The organism is Oxalicibacterium flavum, from assembly GCF_014635065.1.
GTDB lineage: Bacteria > Pseudomonadota > Gammaproteobacteria > Burkholderiales > Burkholderiaceae_D > Oxalicibacterium > Oxalicibacterium flavum.
Window position 1 is genome coordinate 1 of sequence record NZ_BMCG01000004.1, and the last position, 15815, is coordinate 15815.

Consider the following 15815-nt stretch of genomic DNA (forward strand, 5'->3'; position numbering starts at 1 on the left):
GGCGGCCTGGTGTCGTCGCGCTGCACCAACGAGGAAGGCTATCTGGTGCAGAAGCTGGTGCGTGCTGCCTTCGGCAACAACAACGTCGACACCTGCGCACGCGTCTGCCACTCGCCGACGGGTTATGGCCTGAAGGTCACCATGGGTGAATCGGCCGGTACGCAGACTTTCGATTCCGTCATGAAATCGGACTGCGTGCTGATCATCGGTGCCAACCCTGCAGCAGGTCACCCTGTGTTCGCCTCGATCATGAAGCGTCGCCTGCGTCAGGGCGCCAAGCTGATCGTCGTCGATCCGCGTACCACCGAAATGGTCAAGTCGCCGCACATCCAGGCCGACTACCACCTGAAACTGAAGCCGGGTGCCAACGTTGCCATCGTCAACGCGCTGGCGCACGTCATCATCACCGAAAACCTGCACAAGCCGGACTTCATCAAGGAACGTTGCGAAGTCGATTCCTTCGAGGAATGGGCAGAGTTCGTCTCGCTGCCGGAAAACTCGCCGGAAGCGCTGGAGTCCGCAACCGGTGTGCCTGCAGCCGACATCCGCGGCGCCGCCCGCATGTTCGCGAGCGCCAAGAACTCGGCCATCTACTATGGCCTGGGTGTGACCGAACACGCACAAGGTTCGACCACCGTGATCGGCATCGCCAACCTGGCGATGGCAACCGGTAACGTCGGCCGCGAAGGCGTGGGCGTCAACCCGCTGCGTGGCCAGAACAACGTGCAGGGTTCGTGCGACATGGGTTCGTTCCCGCACGAGCTGCCGGGCTATCGTCACGTGTCCGACTCGACCGCACGCGCCGAATTCGAAGCGGTCTGGGGCTGCACGCTCGAATCCGAACCTGGCCTGCGCATCCCGAACATGTTCGACGCCGCGCTCGAAGGCACCTTCAAGGGCCTGTACTGCGAAGGCGAGGACGTGGTCCAGTCCGACCCGAACACCCAGCACGTCACCGCTGCGCTGGAAGCCATGGAGTGCGTGATCGTCCAGGACATCTTCCTGAACGAAACCGCCAAGTACGCACACGTGTTCCTGCCGGGCGCATCGTTCCTGGAAAAAGACGGCACCTTCACCAACGCCGAACGCCGTATCTCGCGCGTGCGTAAAGTGATGCCGCCGAAAGCCGGTTACGCCGACTGGGAAGTCACCATGATGCTGTCGAACGCATTGGGTTACCCAATGAACTACAAGCATCCGCGCGAAATCATGGACGAGATCGCCGCACTGACGCCGACCTTCACCGGTGTGAGCTTCAAGCGCATCGACGAACTCGGCGGCAGCATCCAGTGGCCATGCAACGACGAGGCACCGGAAGGCACCCCGACCATGCACATCAACGAATTCGTGCGCGGCAAGGGCCGCTTCATCCCGACCAAGTTCTACGGCAGCGGCGAGCGTCCGAGCAAGGACTACCCGTTCATCCTCACCACGGGTCGCATCCTGTCGCAGTACAACGTCGGCGCGCAAACCCGTCGTACGTTCAACAACATGTGGCACAGCGAGGATCGCCTGGAAATCCATCCGGACGATGCCGCTGAAAAAGGCATCAAGCAGAACGACTGGGTCGGTATCAAGTCGTCTGCCGGTGAAACCGTGCTGCGTGCCGACATCACCGAGCGCATCCAGCCGGGCGTGGTTTACACCACGTTCCACTTCCCGGAATCGGGTGCCAACGTGATCACGACGAACTCGTCCGACTGGGCCACCAACTGCCCAGAGTACAAGGTGACGGCCGTTCAGATCACGCCGGTGAACCAGCCGTCGGAATGGCAGCGTACGTACAACCGCTTCAACACGCAGCAGGAACGCTTTGCGACCACCGACATGGTGCCGCGCGAGCCTGCCGCCACGAAGTAAGGTTGGCGTTCGCCCTGTGCGATGAATGCCGTCATTGACGATGAACGCAGTGCACTGGTCCGCGTCCCGGTAGAAAAATGGGACGTGGACAACCGCACCGTCTGCGAAGACGATGTGGCCGAGGAAGTGCCTGTGGCATTGGAATACAACGGCATCTCGCACGCGGTGATGATGGCATCGCCCTACGATCTGGAAGACTTCGCGCTGGGCTTTTCGCTCAGCGAAGGCATTCTGGAAAACAAATCCGAGCTGTATGACTGCGAAGTAGTGCCCGGCTGCGATGGCATCCAGGTTCAACTGGACATCGCCACCGAGCGCTTCGTCGCGCTGAAGGACAAGCGTCGCAACCTGACCGGACGTACCGGTTGCGGCCTGTGCGGCGCCGAAACGCTGGAACAGGCGATTCGGCATCCGCAGGCAGCCAGCGGCAACGCCATGTTCAGCGCCGCGCAGATCCATGCCGGCATGCGCGCCATGCGTGCGCAGCAGCGCCTGCAGAAATATACGGGCGCCACGCATGCAGCGGCCTGGATGGATTTGAGCGGAGAGGTGGTGCTGGTACGCGAGGACGTGGGGCGTCATAACGCACTCGACAAGCTGATCGGCGCCATGGCCAACCGCCAGCTCGATTTTTCGGCGGGCGCCGTGCTGATCACCAGCCGCGCCAGCTACGAGATGGTGCAGAAGTCGGCCACGATGGGCATCGGACTGATCGCCGCCATTTCGGCGCCGACCAGCCTGGCGATCAAGATGGCCAACGACACCAATGTCACGCTGATCGGCTTTGTTCGCGATCACAGTCACGTGGTGTATGCGCAGCCGCATCGGTTGAAGCACGATAATTGAAATAGTTATTCTTTCGAAGGAAGACAGGAATGAGCGGCAATAACATTGATACGCTGATCAAGATGGCAAACCAGATCGGCGATTTTTTCGTGGCGATGCGCGACCGCAATCAGTCGATTGACGAATTTATCGGTCATCTCAAGCGTTCGTGGGATCCACGCATGCGCAAGGCGCTGATGGCGCATGTCGAGGAACACGACGGCGAAGGCCTCAGCGAGTTCGCACTGGAAGCCGTGCGTTCGCGCAAGCTGCTCTGATTTAAGCAGACGGGCATCATGCCCGCCGCCGAAAACAAGGACTGCATGGCCGTATCAGCGGCATGCAGTCTTTTTTATGGCGATTTCAGACACAGCAACGACTTTTACCAAGATGGCTTGGTCAGCCGCGAAGGAAACGAAGAGGAATGAAGAAATGTCTCCGGCATGAAAAAAGCGCGGTCAATGCCGCGCTTTTTCATTCTTCGGCAAAACGATCCTCGCTGGCCGTTTTCAATTCCTTCGCTTCCTCTACCATCCTGCGATGCGCAATGCGCTTGCGCATGATTTCCGCATGCTGTTCTGCTGTCATCGGCGGTGCCGTCATCAATTCCTTCAGCAAGGCGTCATTGGCGTAATTGTTTCGGATAATGCGACCCAAATGCTTCTCCTGCAATAGCAACTCTCGTGGAAACTACGGGACACGCATATTTTGCACCCAAACCACTTTGCGTGCCGTCATTCCTCAAAATCGCGTGTCAATGCGCAACAGGCATGGTATGAGCATACTTCCAAGCACCCTTTAATCTTCTGTTTGCGGATTCCGTTTCGGAACTCTACGTCTCCACTCGCTGATCCACGGATAGAACGCTAGTCGGCAGGATTTATCCATCAGCGATCAGGCAACCCCTACGAAAACCTGCCACCGTGGTTACGCATGGCCAGGACAAGACGGCCAAGCTGCAGCCGGTGGTCATGCATTCTGACGAATCGACTTGCCAATAACACCCTCATAACGGACAAAAAAAAGCCCCGCGGCAGTCGGCACGCTGGGGCTTGAACCTTCCTTGAGAGGGAGGAGGAGACACGGCTGGATGGCGCTTCTGACCGGCAGAGCCGCCATCCTGAATCAATTTCGATATTTCGTTCTGTTGCCATGCTTGCAAATCCGGAAACCGGCTCTATCTGAGCCGAATACCGGATCGCCAGCGGACTCAGGCAAAAATACGTGGGGTGCGGACTTCGGCGTGCGGCTGCAGATTCGATACAGCGGGGGCCGCGCTGCTTGCCTTGGTACCGCTGGTGCGGGTCTGCTTCTTGCTGCCATATGCGGCGAGCATGCGCAGCTGGATCGCCAGTTCGGGCTGCGACTGGGCAATCTGGTTGGCGCGGCGATTCAATGCAAAAGGCGACTGCACGGACTGGCTGGAAGAAGCGCGGCGGAAGAAGTTGAACATGACGATTCCTTGAAGTTGAAGCGATATGCTTTATCGTTGAATGCAGTATAGGTACACTAGAGATATAAATCTAATTTCAAGTTAGGATAGCTGTCATAACTCTCGTGAATGATTTAAATACCCACTTTTACATTTTAGAAACCCGAACAAAATGAGCTTTCTGACCTTGGATCTGAACCTGTTGCGCGTCTTCGATGCCGTGATGACGGAACAGAACCTGACCCGCGCCGCCAACCTGCTCGCCATGACCCAGCCGGCCGTGTCGAATGCCCTGCGCCGATTGCGCGATACCCTGGGCGATGAACTCGTCATCCGCACCGCCCACGGCGTCAAGCCGACCTCGCGCGCGGTCGAACTGTGGCCGATCGTGCGGCGCGCGCTGTCCGACCTCGAGGCGGCAGTGACGCCCGACACCTTCGATGTGTCACGTGCCAACACCACCTTCCGCATGGCCATGGCCGACGCTACCGCAGCGCTGTGGCTGCCGTTCCTGGTGCGCGCCATCGAACGCGACGCGCCGGGCCTGAACGTGCGCATGGTACCGCTGACAACGCGCGAACCGCGGCCGATGCTGCTGCGCGGCGACATCGACTTGGCGATCGGCTTTTTCCCGGGCGTGGCGGCGCAGCTCGCGAGCGGACAGAACACCGCGGTGTCGCAGATCCGTCACGAACGCCTCTATACCGGCGAGTACGTGTGCGTGATGCGCAAGAACCATCCATTGGCGAAGGAAGAGCTGAACCTGGACAATTACTGCGAAGCGCACCATCTGCTCGTCAGTTTTTCGGGCCGCGCCAAGGGTCTGATGGACGATGCGCTCAGCGAGCTCGGCCGCGAGCGTCGCATCCTGCTGACGGTCAATCAGTTTTTCACCGCCGGCAAGGTGGTCGCGAGCTCCGATCTGATCACGGTTCTGCCACGCCACCTGATTGCCGCTACCGGCATGGAGGAAGCCTTGGTTGCCAAGAGCCTTCCTTTCGAACTGCCGGACGTACACGTCGATATGCTGTGGCACGAGCGCGACGCACGTAATCCGGCGCACAAGTGGCTGCGCGAGCAATTGAGCGCCAGTACCGAAGAAGGCGTAAGTCGCATCAAGAAACGCAAGTAACCCTGCTGCATGCATCCCGCCCCGACGGCGGGTTTTTTTTTGCCTGTATCGGACCAAATTCCGGTTTTCCGACAACATTCCTTTCTCCCCTTCTTCCTGTCTGACAGCGCACAGGCTCTTATTGAACTCGCAACGACACGTGCGGGTCCCATCGTTTCAGGCACTCAAGAAAAAGAGAGAAGAGAGATGGCTATGTCGCGCGCAAGAAAAATAACCATGTGGAGCGGTCTGACAGTGCTGGCGCTACTGATCATTCTGGTCATCGTACTGGTTACGTTCGACTGGAACAGGGTCAAGCCATGGCTCAATGAAAAGGTCAGCGATGCCACCGGACGTCCCTTTGCCATCAACGGCGACCTGTCGCTGACCTGGCAGCGTGCCACGCCGCGTACCGACACCTGGCGCGACTGGATACCGGCACCGCGTTTGAGCGCCCATGATGTGGTCATGGGCCAACCCGACTGGTCTAGGCAGGAAGGCAATATGGCGGAAGTAGGGCACATCACCTTCTCGATCAATCCTCTGCCGCTACTCGCAAAGAACATCGTGATTCCGCGCCTGCAGCTCGACGATCCGAAGATCGTGCTGGAACGCATCAAGGATGGCCGCAACAACTGGACCTTCAAGCAGGACGACGATGACGCTCCCTCGCCGTGGACGCTGGATCTGCAGCGCCTGGTGTTCTACAAGGGTGAAATCCGTCTGAAGGACGAGATCAAGAACATCGATGCCAAGGCCGACATCGATACGCTGGAACCGTCAACCGACAATGACTACGTGATGGGCTGGAAGCTCTCCGGCTCCTTCAATGGCGCGCGCATAGGTGGCGACGGCAAGGCTGGCGAACTGCTGGCACTGCGCAACGTGGAGAAGCCATTCCCGCTGCAGGCGAGCCTGACGGTCGGCAAGACGGCAATTTCCGTGTCCGGCACCGTGACCAAGCCGCAGGAACTGGCAGCGATCGACATGCGACTCAAGCTGTCCGGACCGAGCATGGCCGATCTGTACCAGCTGACCGGCCTCACGCTGCCCAAGACGCCCGAGTATTCGACCGAAGGGCGGCTGCGCGGTATCACCAACGATCTCGGCGGCAAGTGGACCTACGAAAACTTCAAGGGCCGCATGGGCGAGAGCGACATCGGCGGCACGCTGACCTACGAAGGCAAGAAGCCGCGCCCGCTGCTGTCTGGCGAAGTGGTATCCAACCTGCTCAAGTTCGAGGATCTGGGTCCGATCGTCGGTGCCGATTCCAATGAAAGCAAGCGCGAGCGCGGCGTCGCTACCAAGCAGCCGGAAGACAAGGTGCTGCCGGTCGAGAAATTCACCACCGACCGCTGGGGCAGCATCGATGCCGACGTCAAACTGACCGGCCGCAAGATCCGCAAGGACGAGGCGCTGCCGATCGACGACCTCTACACGCATCTGAAACTGCAGGACAGCGTGGTCACGCTGACGCCGCTGAAATTCGGCATGGCCGGCGGCACGCTGACATCGAACATCAAGATGGATGGCCGCAATCCGACCATCAAGGCAGAAGCCAAGGTCGCGGCACGCGGTCTCAAGCTCAAGCAGCTGTTCCCGACCTTCCAGCCGATGCAGGCGAGCTTCGGTGAAGTCAATGCCGACACTTCATTGTCGGCCACCGGCGATTCGATTGCGACCTTCCTTGCCAAGTCCAACGGCGAGATCAAGGCCCTGGTCAACGACGGTACCATCAGCAAGCTGCTGCTCGAGCAGATCGGTCTCAACGTCGGCAACATCGTGCTCAACATGCTGTTCGGCGACAAGCAGGTGCAGCTCAACTGCATGGCGACCGATCTCGCCGTCACCGATGGCCTGATCCGTACGCGTACGCTGCTGGTCGATACCGAGGATGCCGTCATGCATGTGGACGGTACCATCAACCTCGCCACCGAACAGCTCGAGCTCACGATTCGCCCTGTCACCAAGGGCCTGCGCATCGTCTCGCTGCGCGCACCGATCTACGTGCGAGGCACCTTCAAGAAACCGGACGTGGATATCGACAAGGGTGTACTGGCACTCAAGGCGGGCAGTGCCATTGCGCTGGGTGCGGTGGCACCGGTGACGGCACTGCTGCCACTGATCAATGTCGGTGGCGAAGAAGAAAGCAAATGCGCTGCACTGCTCAAGGAAGCGCAGGCCAAACCGGTGGCACCGCCACCTGGCAAGACCATGAAGAAGAAATAAAACCGTTAATCGTTTCTTTAATCGCTTGCATCCCTGGCTTCGCCAGGACAGGCATACAGCCGCCATTCGGTTCGGCCCGGCAGGAACCATTGCGTGCCATTGCGCGCAATGTCCTGGCTGTAATAGCAGATCACCGGATCGGAGCCATCGAGCTTCATGGAAATGGTCCAGTTGTGCGGCCCGCAATTATGCGCCTCGCATCCCCAGGAATGGATGCGCTCCTGCTTGATCCAGATCGGCGTTTTCGGTCCTGCCGAATTGAGCAGCCAGCGTCGAATATCCGTAAGGGGGACAGTCTGCTCGACAGCCTGGACAACGAGTGGATGTTCGAGGAAAGAGACTGGCAACGAGGAGTCGGCTGGATACTTGCCTTCATACACGGACAGAGATGAGGGTTGTCCATTTTGCGCAGATGCGGGAAAAGCCGTTGCAGCGGCAATCAACAGAAATCTCCCAAGTGCCAAGGCATTCATTTTTGTCCTTTTGTCTATTCCAGCTATTCAACGGATCAGGATGTGCTGCATGCATCGCACGGTAGCGCCGTTCTTCTTTTATTTCTTCTGGTTTGTATATATAGATAGTAGTAATGGTTAACGCAGGCCTGTTTCTGTGGATAAGTCAGTTAACAGTTTGCAGATCAATACCTTATCGATTTCATAGCTGGTTGGAAAAGACCTGTATGCGATCAGGATAAATTCTGTACAAGAATTCTCTTCACTGCTTTGAGATGGATATCCACCAAGACTGGTTCCTGTTGTCCAAAGGCTTATCCACAATCGTTGTTTGTATTACTGGCAGATGAATCGTGAAATTCCTTTTTCAACAGTAAAGATGTTTATTTTTCCATAAGATAAATGTGTCGAAATGACATGTCATTTCCCATTCTTTTTTGGAACGTTCACGCGATCTTTTTCATGCCGTGTGTGCAGAGAGAGGAAGGGGGTTTTAATCTGTTGTTTATATATATGGATAGTAGTAATAGTTAACATATGGCTGTTTCTGTGGATAAGCAGGGAAATGCAATTGAAATCAATGACTTGAAGAATTCATAAATCCTGCATAAGAGGTGTATGGCGGCAGGACAGATTTTGCATAAGATCAGTGCTTCACTCTACCTATCGTTTATCCACACACTATCCACGGCTTGACCAAAACCTTATCCACATGATGACCAATGTCCGTTGTGCGGAGCCACTGCTTGTTTCGCATGCGTGGTGGTAATCTTGATGCCTTCATTACCCAGGGCGAGCGCCATCAAAAGAGGGAGACATCATGAGCAATGACAGCACGGAGCTGGGACACCATATCGGAGGTCGCCGCGTCAGTCCCACAGGAAGAGAACGGCAACCAGTCTATAACCCGGCTACCGGAGAAGTGGGCACGCACGTCATTCTGGCGGATGATTCGGATGTGCAGAGCGTGGTAGCGACGGCGAAGGCAGCAGCGCCGGCCTGGGCTGAGACTCCACCGCCAAAGCGGGCGCGCGTGTTGTTCCGGTTCAAGGAGTTGATAGAAAAGCATCATAATGAACTGGCTGCTGCAATCACGCGCGAACATGGCAAGGTGTTTTCGGATGCCTACGGCGAGGTGACGCGCGGGCTGGAAGTGGTGGAGTTTGCCTGCGGGGTGCCGCAACTTCTGAAGACCGCATTCACCGACAATATCGGCGGCGGGATCGACAACTGGAACATGCGTCAGCCGCTCGGGGTGACGGTCGGTATCACGCCGTTCAATTTTCCTTTCATGGTGCCGATGTGGATGGCGCCATTGGCCCTGGCGACCGGCAATACCTTCATTCTCAAACCGTCGGAACGCGACCCCTCGCCATCGTTGATGGTGGCCGATCTGCTGCAGCAGGCAGGTTTGCCCGATGGCGTATTCAATGTGCTGCAGGGCGACAAGTGTGCCGTCAATGGCCTGCTTACCCACCCTGATGTAAGGGCGGTGTCCTTTGTCGGGTCAACGCCGATTGCAGAGCATGTCTATACGACAGGTACTGCACGCAAAGGGCCTTATCCATTGCGGGTACAGGCGTTGGGTGGTGCAAAGAATCATCTGGTGGTGATGCCGGATGCCAATCTGGAACAGGCGGTCGATGCCTTGATGGGTGCAGCCTATGGTTCTGCCGGAGAACGCTGCATGGCGATCTCGGTGGCGGTAGCGGTCGGTTCGGTTGCGGACGATCTGGTCGCAGCGCTGGTGGCAAGAGTGAAGACCTTGAAGGTTCGTAACGGCATGGAAAAAGATGCCGAGATGGGACCGGTGGTCAGTGCAGCACACAAGGCAAGAATCGAGCAGTATATCGAGGATGGCAAGCAGGCCGGAGCAAAGCTGCTGGTTGATGGACGAGGGCTGCAGGTGGCGGGGCACGAAAAGGGATTCTTCCTTGGCGGAACCCTGTTCGATCATGTGACGCCGGACATGACTATTTATAAGGACGAGATTTTTGGTCCGGTATTGTGCGTGGTGCGGGTGCCGGATCTGGGGGCGGCGATCGATCTCATCAACGGGCATGAATTCGGTAACGGTGTGGCGTTGTTCACGGCAGATGGCAATACCGCGCGCGAGTTTTCGAGAAGAGTGGAGATCGGCATGGTTGGCATCAATGTACCGCTGCCGGTTCCCATGGCCTGGCATTCCTTCGGCGGCTGGAAACGATCGATGTTTGGCGACCTGCATGCATACGGAGAAGAAGGTGTGCATTTCTATACGCGTTATAAGTCCGTCATGCAGAGGTGGTCGTCGTCGATAGGGAAGGGTGCTGAATTCTCGATGCCGGTCAACAAGTAGTGTTCATTGGTAATATTATTTGGCAACAAGGACTGGATGTTTCACGTGAAACATCCAGTCCTCTTTTTTAGAATCAGATGGATGAAATAGTCTTGCTGCTGGCACTGGCTGCTTTTTGTGCCGGCATGATCGATGCGGTGGTCGGAGGCGGAGGGCTGATCCAGGTGCCCGCGCTTTTCTCTGCCTTGCCCCAGGCCGTGCCGGCTACATTGCTAGGCACCAACAAGCTCGCCAGTGTATGGGGAACGGCCGCTGCTGCGCATGGTTATGCGCGCAGAATCCGCGTGCATTGGAACACTGCGTTGCCGGCAGCACTTGCGGCATTCGCGCTTTCATTCATGGGTGCATTGACGGTCACGCATATTCCTGCTGACTTCATTCGCAAATTTCTGCCCGTTATCCTGATCCTTGTTGCTGTCTATACTTTCATCAAGAAAGACTTCGGCAAGCATCATGCGCCGGCGCATACCGGCCGCAAGGAGCAGCTGATGGCGATCCTGGTTGGCGGCAGCATCGGTTTCTATGATGGGTTCTTCGGCCCGGGGACCGGGAGTTTCCTGGTATTCCTGTTCATCCGCTTCTTCGGTTTCGACTTCCTGGCTGCCTCGGCCGTCGCCAAGGTCGTGAACGTTGCCTGCAATGTGGCGGCATTGCTTTGGTTCGGCTACAGCGGCCATCTTCTCTGGCAGCTGGGTTTGCTGATGGCAGTGTGCAATGTGGCGGGTTCGCTGATTGGCATCAGACTGGCAATCCGATATGGCACCGGATTCGTGCGCATACTGTTCCTGATCGTGGTATCGGGTTTGATTCTGAAGACCACCCATGACGCTTTCTTCATGTAGGCGCTAAGTGTTTCACGTGAAACACTCGGGGCTGTTTGCCACACTTTTTAGTTGCATTCGCCCCGCGAGGGGAAATCCTCCGGCAAAGCGTTTATAATTTCGCCTCTTGTTCACTTGCCGCCTCGAGGCGCACCATGCTCTTTCCAACCACATTCGATGTCATCGTTGTCGGCGGCGGTCATGCCGGCACGGAAGCCGCGCTGGCTTCCGCCCGCATGGGACAGGCCACGCTGCTGCTGACGCACAATATCGAGACCCTCGGTCAGATGTCGTGCAACCCGTCCATCGGCGGGATCGGCAAGGGGCACCTGGTCAAGGAAGTCGATGCGATGGGCGGGGCGATGGCGATCGCCACCGACGAGGCCGGCATCCAGTTCCGCATCCTCAATTCTTCCAAGGGACCGGCGGTGCGTGCCACGCGTGCCCAGGCCGACCGTCTGCTCTACAAGCAGGCGATCCGTTCGCGGCTCGAAAACCAGCCCAACCTCTGGCTGTTCCAGCAGGCAGTTGACGACCTGATCGTTGACGGCAATCGCGTGGTGGGTGCAGTGACGCAGGTCGGCATCCGTTTCCAGGCAAGGGCGGTGGTACTGACGGCCGGTACCTTCCTCGATGGAAAAATCCACGTCGGGTTGAACAACTACGCGGCAGGCCGCGCGGGCGATCCGCCGGCGGTTTCCCTGTCGGCGCGCCTGAAGGAATTGCAGCTGCCGCAGGGCCGGCTGAAAACCGGTACGCCGCCGCGCATCGACGGGCGCACCATCGATTACTCGGTGATGGAAGAGCAGCCGGGCGATCTTGATCCGGTGCCGGTCTTTTCGGTCATGGGCAATGCGTCCATGCATCCGAAGCAGCTGCCGTGCTGGATCACGCATACCAACGAGCAGACCCACGACATCATCCGCAGCGGACTCGACCGCAGCCCGATGTACACCGGCAAGATCGAGGGTGTGGGTCCGCGCTATTGCCCGTCCATCGAGGACAAGATCCATCGCTTCGCAAGCAAGGAATCGCACCAGATCTTCCTCGAGCCGGAAGGGCTGACCACCAACGAGTTCTATCCGAACGGCATTTCGACCAGTCTTCCGTTCGACGTGCAATTGCAGCTCGTGCATTCGATGCGCGGCCTCGAGAATGCGCACATCCTGCGTCCGGGCTACGCGATCGAATACGACTACTTCGATCCGCGCGGCCTCAAGGCCTCGCTGGAAACCAAGGCCATCGAAGGCCTGTTCTTCGCGGGCCAGATCAACGGCACCACCGGTTACGAGGAAGCGGCGGCACAAGGCATGCTGGCCGGCCTGAATGCCGCGCTTCATACGCAGGAACGCGAAGCGTGGACGCCGCGCCGCGACGAAGCCTATCTGGGTGTGTTGGTTGACGATCTGATAACCAAAGGCGTGCTCGAACCCTACCGCATGTTCACCAGCCGCGCCGAATACCGCCTGAGCCTGCGCGAGGACAATGCCGACATGCGCCTGACCGAGATCGGTCGCAAGCTCGGCTGCGTCGGCGATGCGCAATGGGAAGTCTTCGAGTGCAAGCGCGAAGCCGTGGCGCGCGAACTCGAGCGCCTGCGCTCGACCTGGGTCAATCCGCGCATTCTGGCGCAGGCCGAAGCGGAACGCGTGCTGGGCAAAGCGATAGAGCGAGAGTATGCGCTCGCTGACCTTCTGCGCCGGCCAAACGTCAACTACGCATCCCTGCTGACGCTGACCGGCATCGATGGCCAGGCGCTGGCGGCACCGGGCGTGGAGGACGACAGCGTGCGCGAACAGGTCGAAATCCAGATCAAGTATGCGGGCTACATCGAACGCCAGGCACGCGAGGTCGAACGTCACGACCATTACGAAAACCTCAAGCTGCCGGCCGAATTCGACTACATGGAAGTCAAGGGCCTATCGATCGAGGTGCGCCAGAAGCTCAACAAGCAACGCCCGGAAACGCTGGGCCAGGCATCGCGCATCTCGGGCGTGACGCCGGCCGCGATCTCGCTGCTGTTGGTGCATCTGAAAAAGGGTGGTTTCAAGGAATTCCTGGCGGCGCAGTCCGAAGCCGCCGCATGAAGGGCGCCTTCGACCGCGCCGCGCTGACCGCGCAGCTGCAGGCCGGCGCGCAGGCGATGGCGCTCGATCTCGGCGCGCGCCAGCTGGAAAAGCTGATCGACTACCTGGCGCTGATGGTCAAGTGGAACAAGGTCTATAACCTGACCGCGGTGCGCGACCCGGCGCAGATGGTGGTGCAGCACCTGCTCGATTCGCTGGCTGCCGTGACCGCCTTCGACGGCGCGCGGCAGGTGCTGGACGTGGGCGCCGGCGGCGGCCTGCCGGGCATCGTGCTGGCGATCTGGGCGGCCGAGGCGCAGCCGGACCTGCGGCTGACGATGATCGATACCGTACACAAGAAGACCGCCTTCCTGACGCAGGTGAAGGCCGAACTCGCGCTGCACAACGTCAGCGTGCAGACCGGACGCGTCGAGCAGTGGCAGGCGCCGCATGCCTTCGACGTCATCACCTCGCGCGCTTTCGCGGAGCTTGCGGATTTCGTCGCGTGGACCCAGCATCTGCTGGAAGAGGGCGGTCATTTCATCGCGCTCAAGGGCGTTGCGCCCGACGACGAAGTGGCGCACCTGCCGGCCGGCTGGCGGGTTACCGAAGTGCGTCGGCTGCAAGTGCCGATGCTCGAAGCGGAGCGCCATCTGGTGTTCGTCGAAAGAGCGATGGCGTGATTCATCCGCCGGCGATCAGGCAACAGGGAGCAGTCATTTTCAGCGAGCGGCAGATGTCGCACCGAACAACAAGCAGCGATCACCAACCAGAACGAGAACATGGCAAAAATCTTTTGCGTCGCCAACCAGAAGGGCGGCGTCGGTAAAACCACCACGGCAGTCAATCTGGCAGCAGGCCTGGCACGGCTCGAACAGCGCGTGCTGCTGGTCGATCTCGATCCGCAGGGCAATGCCACCATGGGCGCCGGCATCAACAAGGCCGAACTCGACGCCTCGATCTACGAAGTCATGCTCGGCCTGGCCGATGTGCGCGCCGCGCGCGTGCGCTCGGAAACCGGGCACTTCGACGTGCTGCCGGCCAATCGCGAACTGGCCGGCGCGGAAGTGGAAATGGTCGAACTCGACAACCGCGAAAAGCGCCTCAAGGATGCATTGGCCGCGGTCGACGACGAATACGATTTCATGCTGATCGACTGCCCGCCGGCGCTGTCGATGCTGACGCTCAACGGCCTGTGCGCCGCGCATGGCGTCATCATCCCGATGCAGTGCGAATACTATGCGCTCGAAGGCCTGTCGGATCTGGTCAACACCATCAAGAAGGTGCACGCCAAGCTGAACCCGGATCTGAAGATCATCGGCCTCTTGCGCGTGATGTTCGATCCGCGCATGACGCTGTCGCAGCAGGTGTCGTCGCAACTCGAGCAGCATTTCGGCGACAAGGTGTTCCGCTCCATCATCCCGCGCAACGTGCGGCTGGCCGAGGCGCCGTCCTACGGCATGCCCGGCATCAACTTCGATCCCTCGTCCAAGGGCGCACAAGCCTATCTGGCATTCGGCGCGGAAATGGTCGAGCGCATCAAGACGCTCTGAAGAGAATCAAGGCGTCCCTCGAAACAAACGGAAAGCAGAAAAGAGATATGGTCACGAAAAAACAGAAGGGACTCGGACGCGGCCTCGACGCCCTGCTCGGCGGCGGCAGCGATTTCACCGAAGCGGTTGCCACCGTGCCGGGTGCGCCGACCACGTTGTCGGTCGGCGACATGCAGGCCGGCAAATACCAGCCGCGCACACGCATGGACGAAGGCGCGCTCAACGAACTGGCGGCCTCGATCAAGGCGCAGGGCCTGCTGCAGGCGATCCTGGTTCGCCCGATCGCATCCAGCGGTGGCCGCCAGCGCTACGAGATCATCGCCGGCGAGCGCCGCTTCCGTGCCGCCCAGCTGGCCGGCCTGACCGAGGTGCCGGTGCTGGTCAAGGAAGTCGACGACGAAGCCACCGCCGCCATGGCGCTGATCGAGAACATCCAGCGCGAGGACCTGAATCCGCTCGAAGAAGCACAGGGCATCCATCGCCTGATCACCGATTTCAACTTCACGCACGAACAGGCCGCCACCGCGGTCGGTCGTTCGCGCAGCGCGGTCTCCAACCTGCTGCGCCTGCTGAACCTGGCCAAGCCGGTGCAGACCATGCTGATGGCCGGCGACATCGACATGGGTCATGCGCGCGCGCTGCTGGCAGCCGACTCCGCGACCCAGATCACGCTGGCCAACCAGATCGTCGCCAAGCGCATGTCGGTGCGCGACGCCGAAAAACTGGTCACGCGCGCCACGGTCGAGCAGGGCAGCAGCCCCTCGCGCGTCAGGGAGAAGTCGCGCGACATCGCCCGGCTGGAAGAGGAGTTGTCGGACACCCTGGCCACCGCGGTGTCGATCAAGCTCGGCGCGCGCAACAAGGGTCAGTTGCTGATCGACTTTGCCAACCTGGACGCGCTGGATGGCATCATTGCCCGCCTGCGCGACAGGGAATGATGCGGTCCTGAAATCCGGGGCTTCTGCACCAAAAACGGGCCGGAATGGATGCCGGCGTTGTACCGGTGCAATAACCGCCATGAACTTGATTCATTGCAGCGCAAACGTTTGACGCTATCCTGAGAATCCACTTATAATCCCGTGGCTTCACGGAACGCAAGAGTTTGCATTAATTTCAACTCGGTAAGCG

15 protein-coding genes are annotated in these 15815 nt (G+C 59.1%); 12 read left to right on the forward strand and 3 right to left on the reverse strand.

Translation table 11 applies throughout. The features are described from left to right. From fdhF to IEV38_RS15385, 4 genes are all read left to right on the forward strand, one after another. On the forward strand, nt 1-1860 hold a 1860-nt coding region (gene fdhF / locus IEV38_RS10335; RefSeq protein ID WP_188396145.1), incomplete at its 5' end, for a formate dehydrogenase subunit alpha. Between the two features lie 21 nt (nt 1861-1881). Next, the gene (gene fdhD / locus IEV38_RS10340; RefSeq protein ID WP_188396146.1) at nt 1882-2706 is read left to right on the forward strand and encodes a formate dehydrogenase accessory sulfurtransferase FdhD; all 825 of its coding nucleotides are present in this window, start codon (nt 1882-1884) and stop codon (nt 2704-2706) included. A 29-nt stretch (nt 2707-2735) separates the two neighbouring features. Beyond that, nucleotides 2736-2963, forward strand: coding sequence for a formate dehydrogenase subunit delta (locus IEV38_RS10345; RefSeq protein ID WP_188396147.1), 228 nt, complete (start codon nt 2736-2738; stop codon nt 2961-2963). 18 nt (nt 2964-2981) lie between these two features. Continuing rightward, nucleotides 2982-3113 carry a hypothetical protein gene (locus tag IEV38_RS15385; protein WP_268234722.1) on the forward strand — a complete coding sequence of 44 codons (132 nt, stop codon included), beginning with the start codon at nt 2982-2984 and terminating at the stop codon, nt 3111-3113. Nucleotides 3114-3159: 46 nt separating this feature from the next. Here the strand turns inward: IEV38_RS15385 and IEV38_RS10350 are convergent, their stop codons facing one another. Next, nucleotides 3160-3357: a hypothetical protein gene (locus IEV38_RS10350; protein ID WP_188396507.1), complete on the reverse strand. Its 198-nt coding sequence runs from the start codon at nt 3355-3357 to the stop codon at nt 3160-3162. Between the two features lie 538 nt (nt 3358-3895). Then, on the reverse strand, nt 3896-4138 hold the full coding sequence (locus IEV38_RS10355) for a hypothetical protein (protein WP_188396148.1): 243 nt from the start codon (nt 4136-4138) through the stop codon (nt 3896-3898). A 151-nt stretch (nt 4139-4289) separates the two neighbouring features. On the opposite strand from IEV38_RS10355, the gene IEV38_RS10360 reads away from it, so the two are divergent. Together IEV38_RS10360 and IEV38_RS10365 are read left to right on the forward strand one after the other, a co-directional pair. After that, nucleotides 4290-5249: a LysR family transcriptional regulator gene (locus IEV38_RS10360; RefSeq protein ID WP_188396149.1), complete on the forward strand. Its 960-nt coding sequence runs from the start codon at nt 4290-4292 to the stop codon at nt 5247-5249. A 192-nt stretch (nt 5250-5441) separates the two neighbouring features. Beyond that, the gene (locus tag IEV38_RS10365) at nt 5442-7457 is read left to right on the forward strand and encodes an AsmA family protein (RefSeq protein ID WP_188396470.1); all 2016 of its coding nucleotides are present in this window, start codon (nt 5442-5444) and stop codon (nt 7455-7457) included. A 17-nt stretch (nt 7458-7474) separates the two neighbouring features. Here the strand turns inward: IEV38_RS10365 and IEV38_RS10370 are convergent, their stop codons facing one another. After that, nucleotides 7475-7930: a hypothetical protein gene (locus IEV38_RS10370; protein WP_188396150.1), complete on the reverse strand. Its 456-nt coding sequence runs from the start codon at nt 7928-7930 to the stop codon at nt 7475-7477. Between the two features lie 799 nt (nt 7931-8729). Here IEV38_RS10370 and IEV38_RS10375 point away from each other — a divergent pair. From IEV38_RS10375 to IEV38_RS10400, 6 genes are all read left to right on the forward strand, one after another. After that, nucleotides 8730-10247: a CoA-acylating methylmalonate-semialdehyde dehydrogenase gene (locus IEV38_RS10375; RefSeq protein ID WP_188396151.1), complete on the forward strand. Its 1518-nt coding sequence runs from the start codon at nt 8730-8732 to the stop codon at nt 10245-10247. A 77-nt stretch (nt 10248-10324) separates the two neighbouring features. After that, nucleotides 10325-11089 (forward strand): sulfite exporter TauE/SafE family protein, encoded by a 765-nt coding sequence (locus tag IEV38_RS10380; RefSeq protein WP_188396152.1) that lies wholly within the window; start codon nt 10325-10327, stop codon nt 11087-11089. A 134-nt stretch (nt 11090-11223) separates the two neighbouring features. Continuing rightward, the gene (gene mnmG, locus IEV38_RS10385) at nt 11224-13155 is read left to right on the forward strand and encodes a tRNA uridine-5-carboxymethylaminomethyl(34) synthesis enzyme MnmG (protein ID WP_188396153.1); all 1932 of its coding nucleotides are present in this window, start codon (nt 11224-11226) and stop codon (nt 13153-13155) included. Further along, nucleotides 13152-13817 carry a 16S rRNA (guanine(527)-N(7))-methyltransferase RsmG gene (gene rsmG / locus IEV38_RS10390; protein ID WP_188396154.1) on the forward strand — a complete coding sequence of 222 codons (666 nt, stop codon included), beginning with the start codon at nt 13152-13154 and terminating at the stop codon, nt 13815-13817. Before mnmG ends, rsmG begins: the two co-directional genes overlap by 4 nt. Nucleotides 13818-13916: 99 nt before the next feature. Further along, nucleotides 13917-14687, forward strand: a complete 771-nt coding sequence (locus tag IEV38_RS10395) for a ParA family protein (RefSeq protein WP_188396155.1) — start codon at nt 13917-13919, stop codon at nt 14685-14687. A 47-nt stretch (nt 14688-14734) separates the two neighbouring features. Next, the gene (locus tag IEV38_RS10400) at nt 14735-15625 is read left to right on the forward strand and encodes a ParB/RepB/Spo0J family partition protein (protein ID WP_188396156.1); all 891 of its coding nucleotides are present in this window, start codon (nt 14735-14737) and stop codon (nt 15623-15625) included. Nucleotides 15626-15815 lie beyond the last annotated feature (190 nt).

Coding starts and splice junctions, on each gene's coding strand:
- IEV38_RS10375 (WP_188396151.1), top strand. CDS start 8,730: ATGAGCAATGACAGCACGGAGCTGGGACACCATATCGGAGGTCGCCGC.
- IEV38_RS10345 (WP_188396147.1), top strand. CDS start 2,736: ATGAGCGGCAATAACATTGATACGCTGATCAAGATGGCAAACCAGATC.
- IEV38_RS10355 (WP_188396148.1), bottom strand. CDS start 4,138: ATGTTCAACTTCTTCCGCCGCGCTTCTTCCAGCCAGTCCGTGCAGTCG.
- IEV38_RS10395 (WP_188396155.1), top strand. CDS start 13,917: ATGGCAAAAATCTTTTGCGTCGCCAACCAGAAGGGCGGCGTCGGTAAA.
- rsmG (WP_188396154.1), top strand. CDS start 13,152: ATGAAGGGCGCCTTCGACCGCGCCGCGCTGACCGCGCAGCTGCAGGCC.
- IEV38_RS10380 (WP_188396152.1), top strand. CDS start 10,325: ATGGATGAAATAGTCTTGCTGCTGGCACTGGCTGCTTTTTGTGCCGGC.
- fdhD (WP_188396146.1), top strand. CDS start 1,882: ATGAATGCCGTCATTGACGATGAACGCAGTGCACTGGTCCGCGTCCCG.
- IEV38_RS10365 (WP_188396470.1), top strand. CDS start 5,442: ATGTCGCGCGCAAGAAAAATAACCATGTGGAGCGGTCTGACAGTGCTG.
- IEV38_RS10370 (WP_188396150.1), bottom strand. CDS start 7,930: ATGAATGCCTTGGCACTTGGGAGATTTCTGTTGATTGCCGCTGCAACG.
- IEV38_RS15385 (WP_268234722.1), top strand. CDS start 2,982: ATGCCCGCCGCCGAAAACAAGGACTGCATGGCCGTATCAGCGGCATGC.
- IEV38_RS10360 (WP_188396149.1), top strand. CDS start 4,290: ATGAGCTTTCTGACCTTGGATCTGAACCTGTTGCGCGTCTTCGATGCC.
- mnmG (WP_188396153.1), top strand. CDS start 11,224: ATGCTCTTTCCAACCACATTCGATGTCATCGTTGTCGGCGGCGGTCAT.
- IEV38_RS10400 (WP_188396156.1), top strand. CDS start 14,735: ATGGTCACGAAAAAACAGAAGGGACTCGGACGCGGCCTCGACGCCCTG.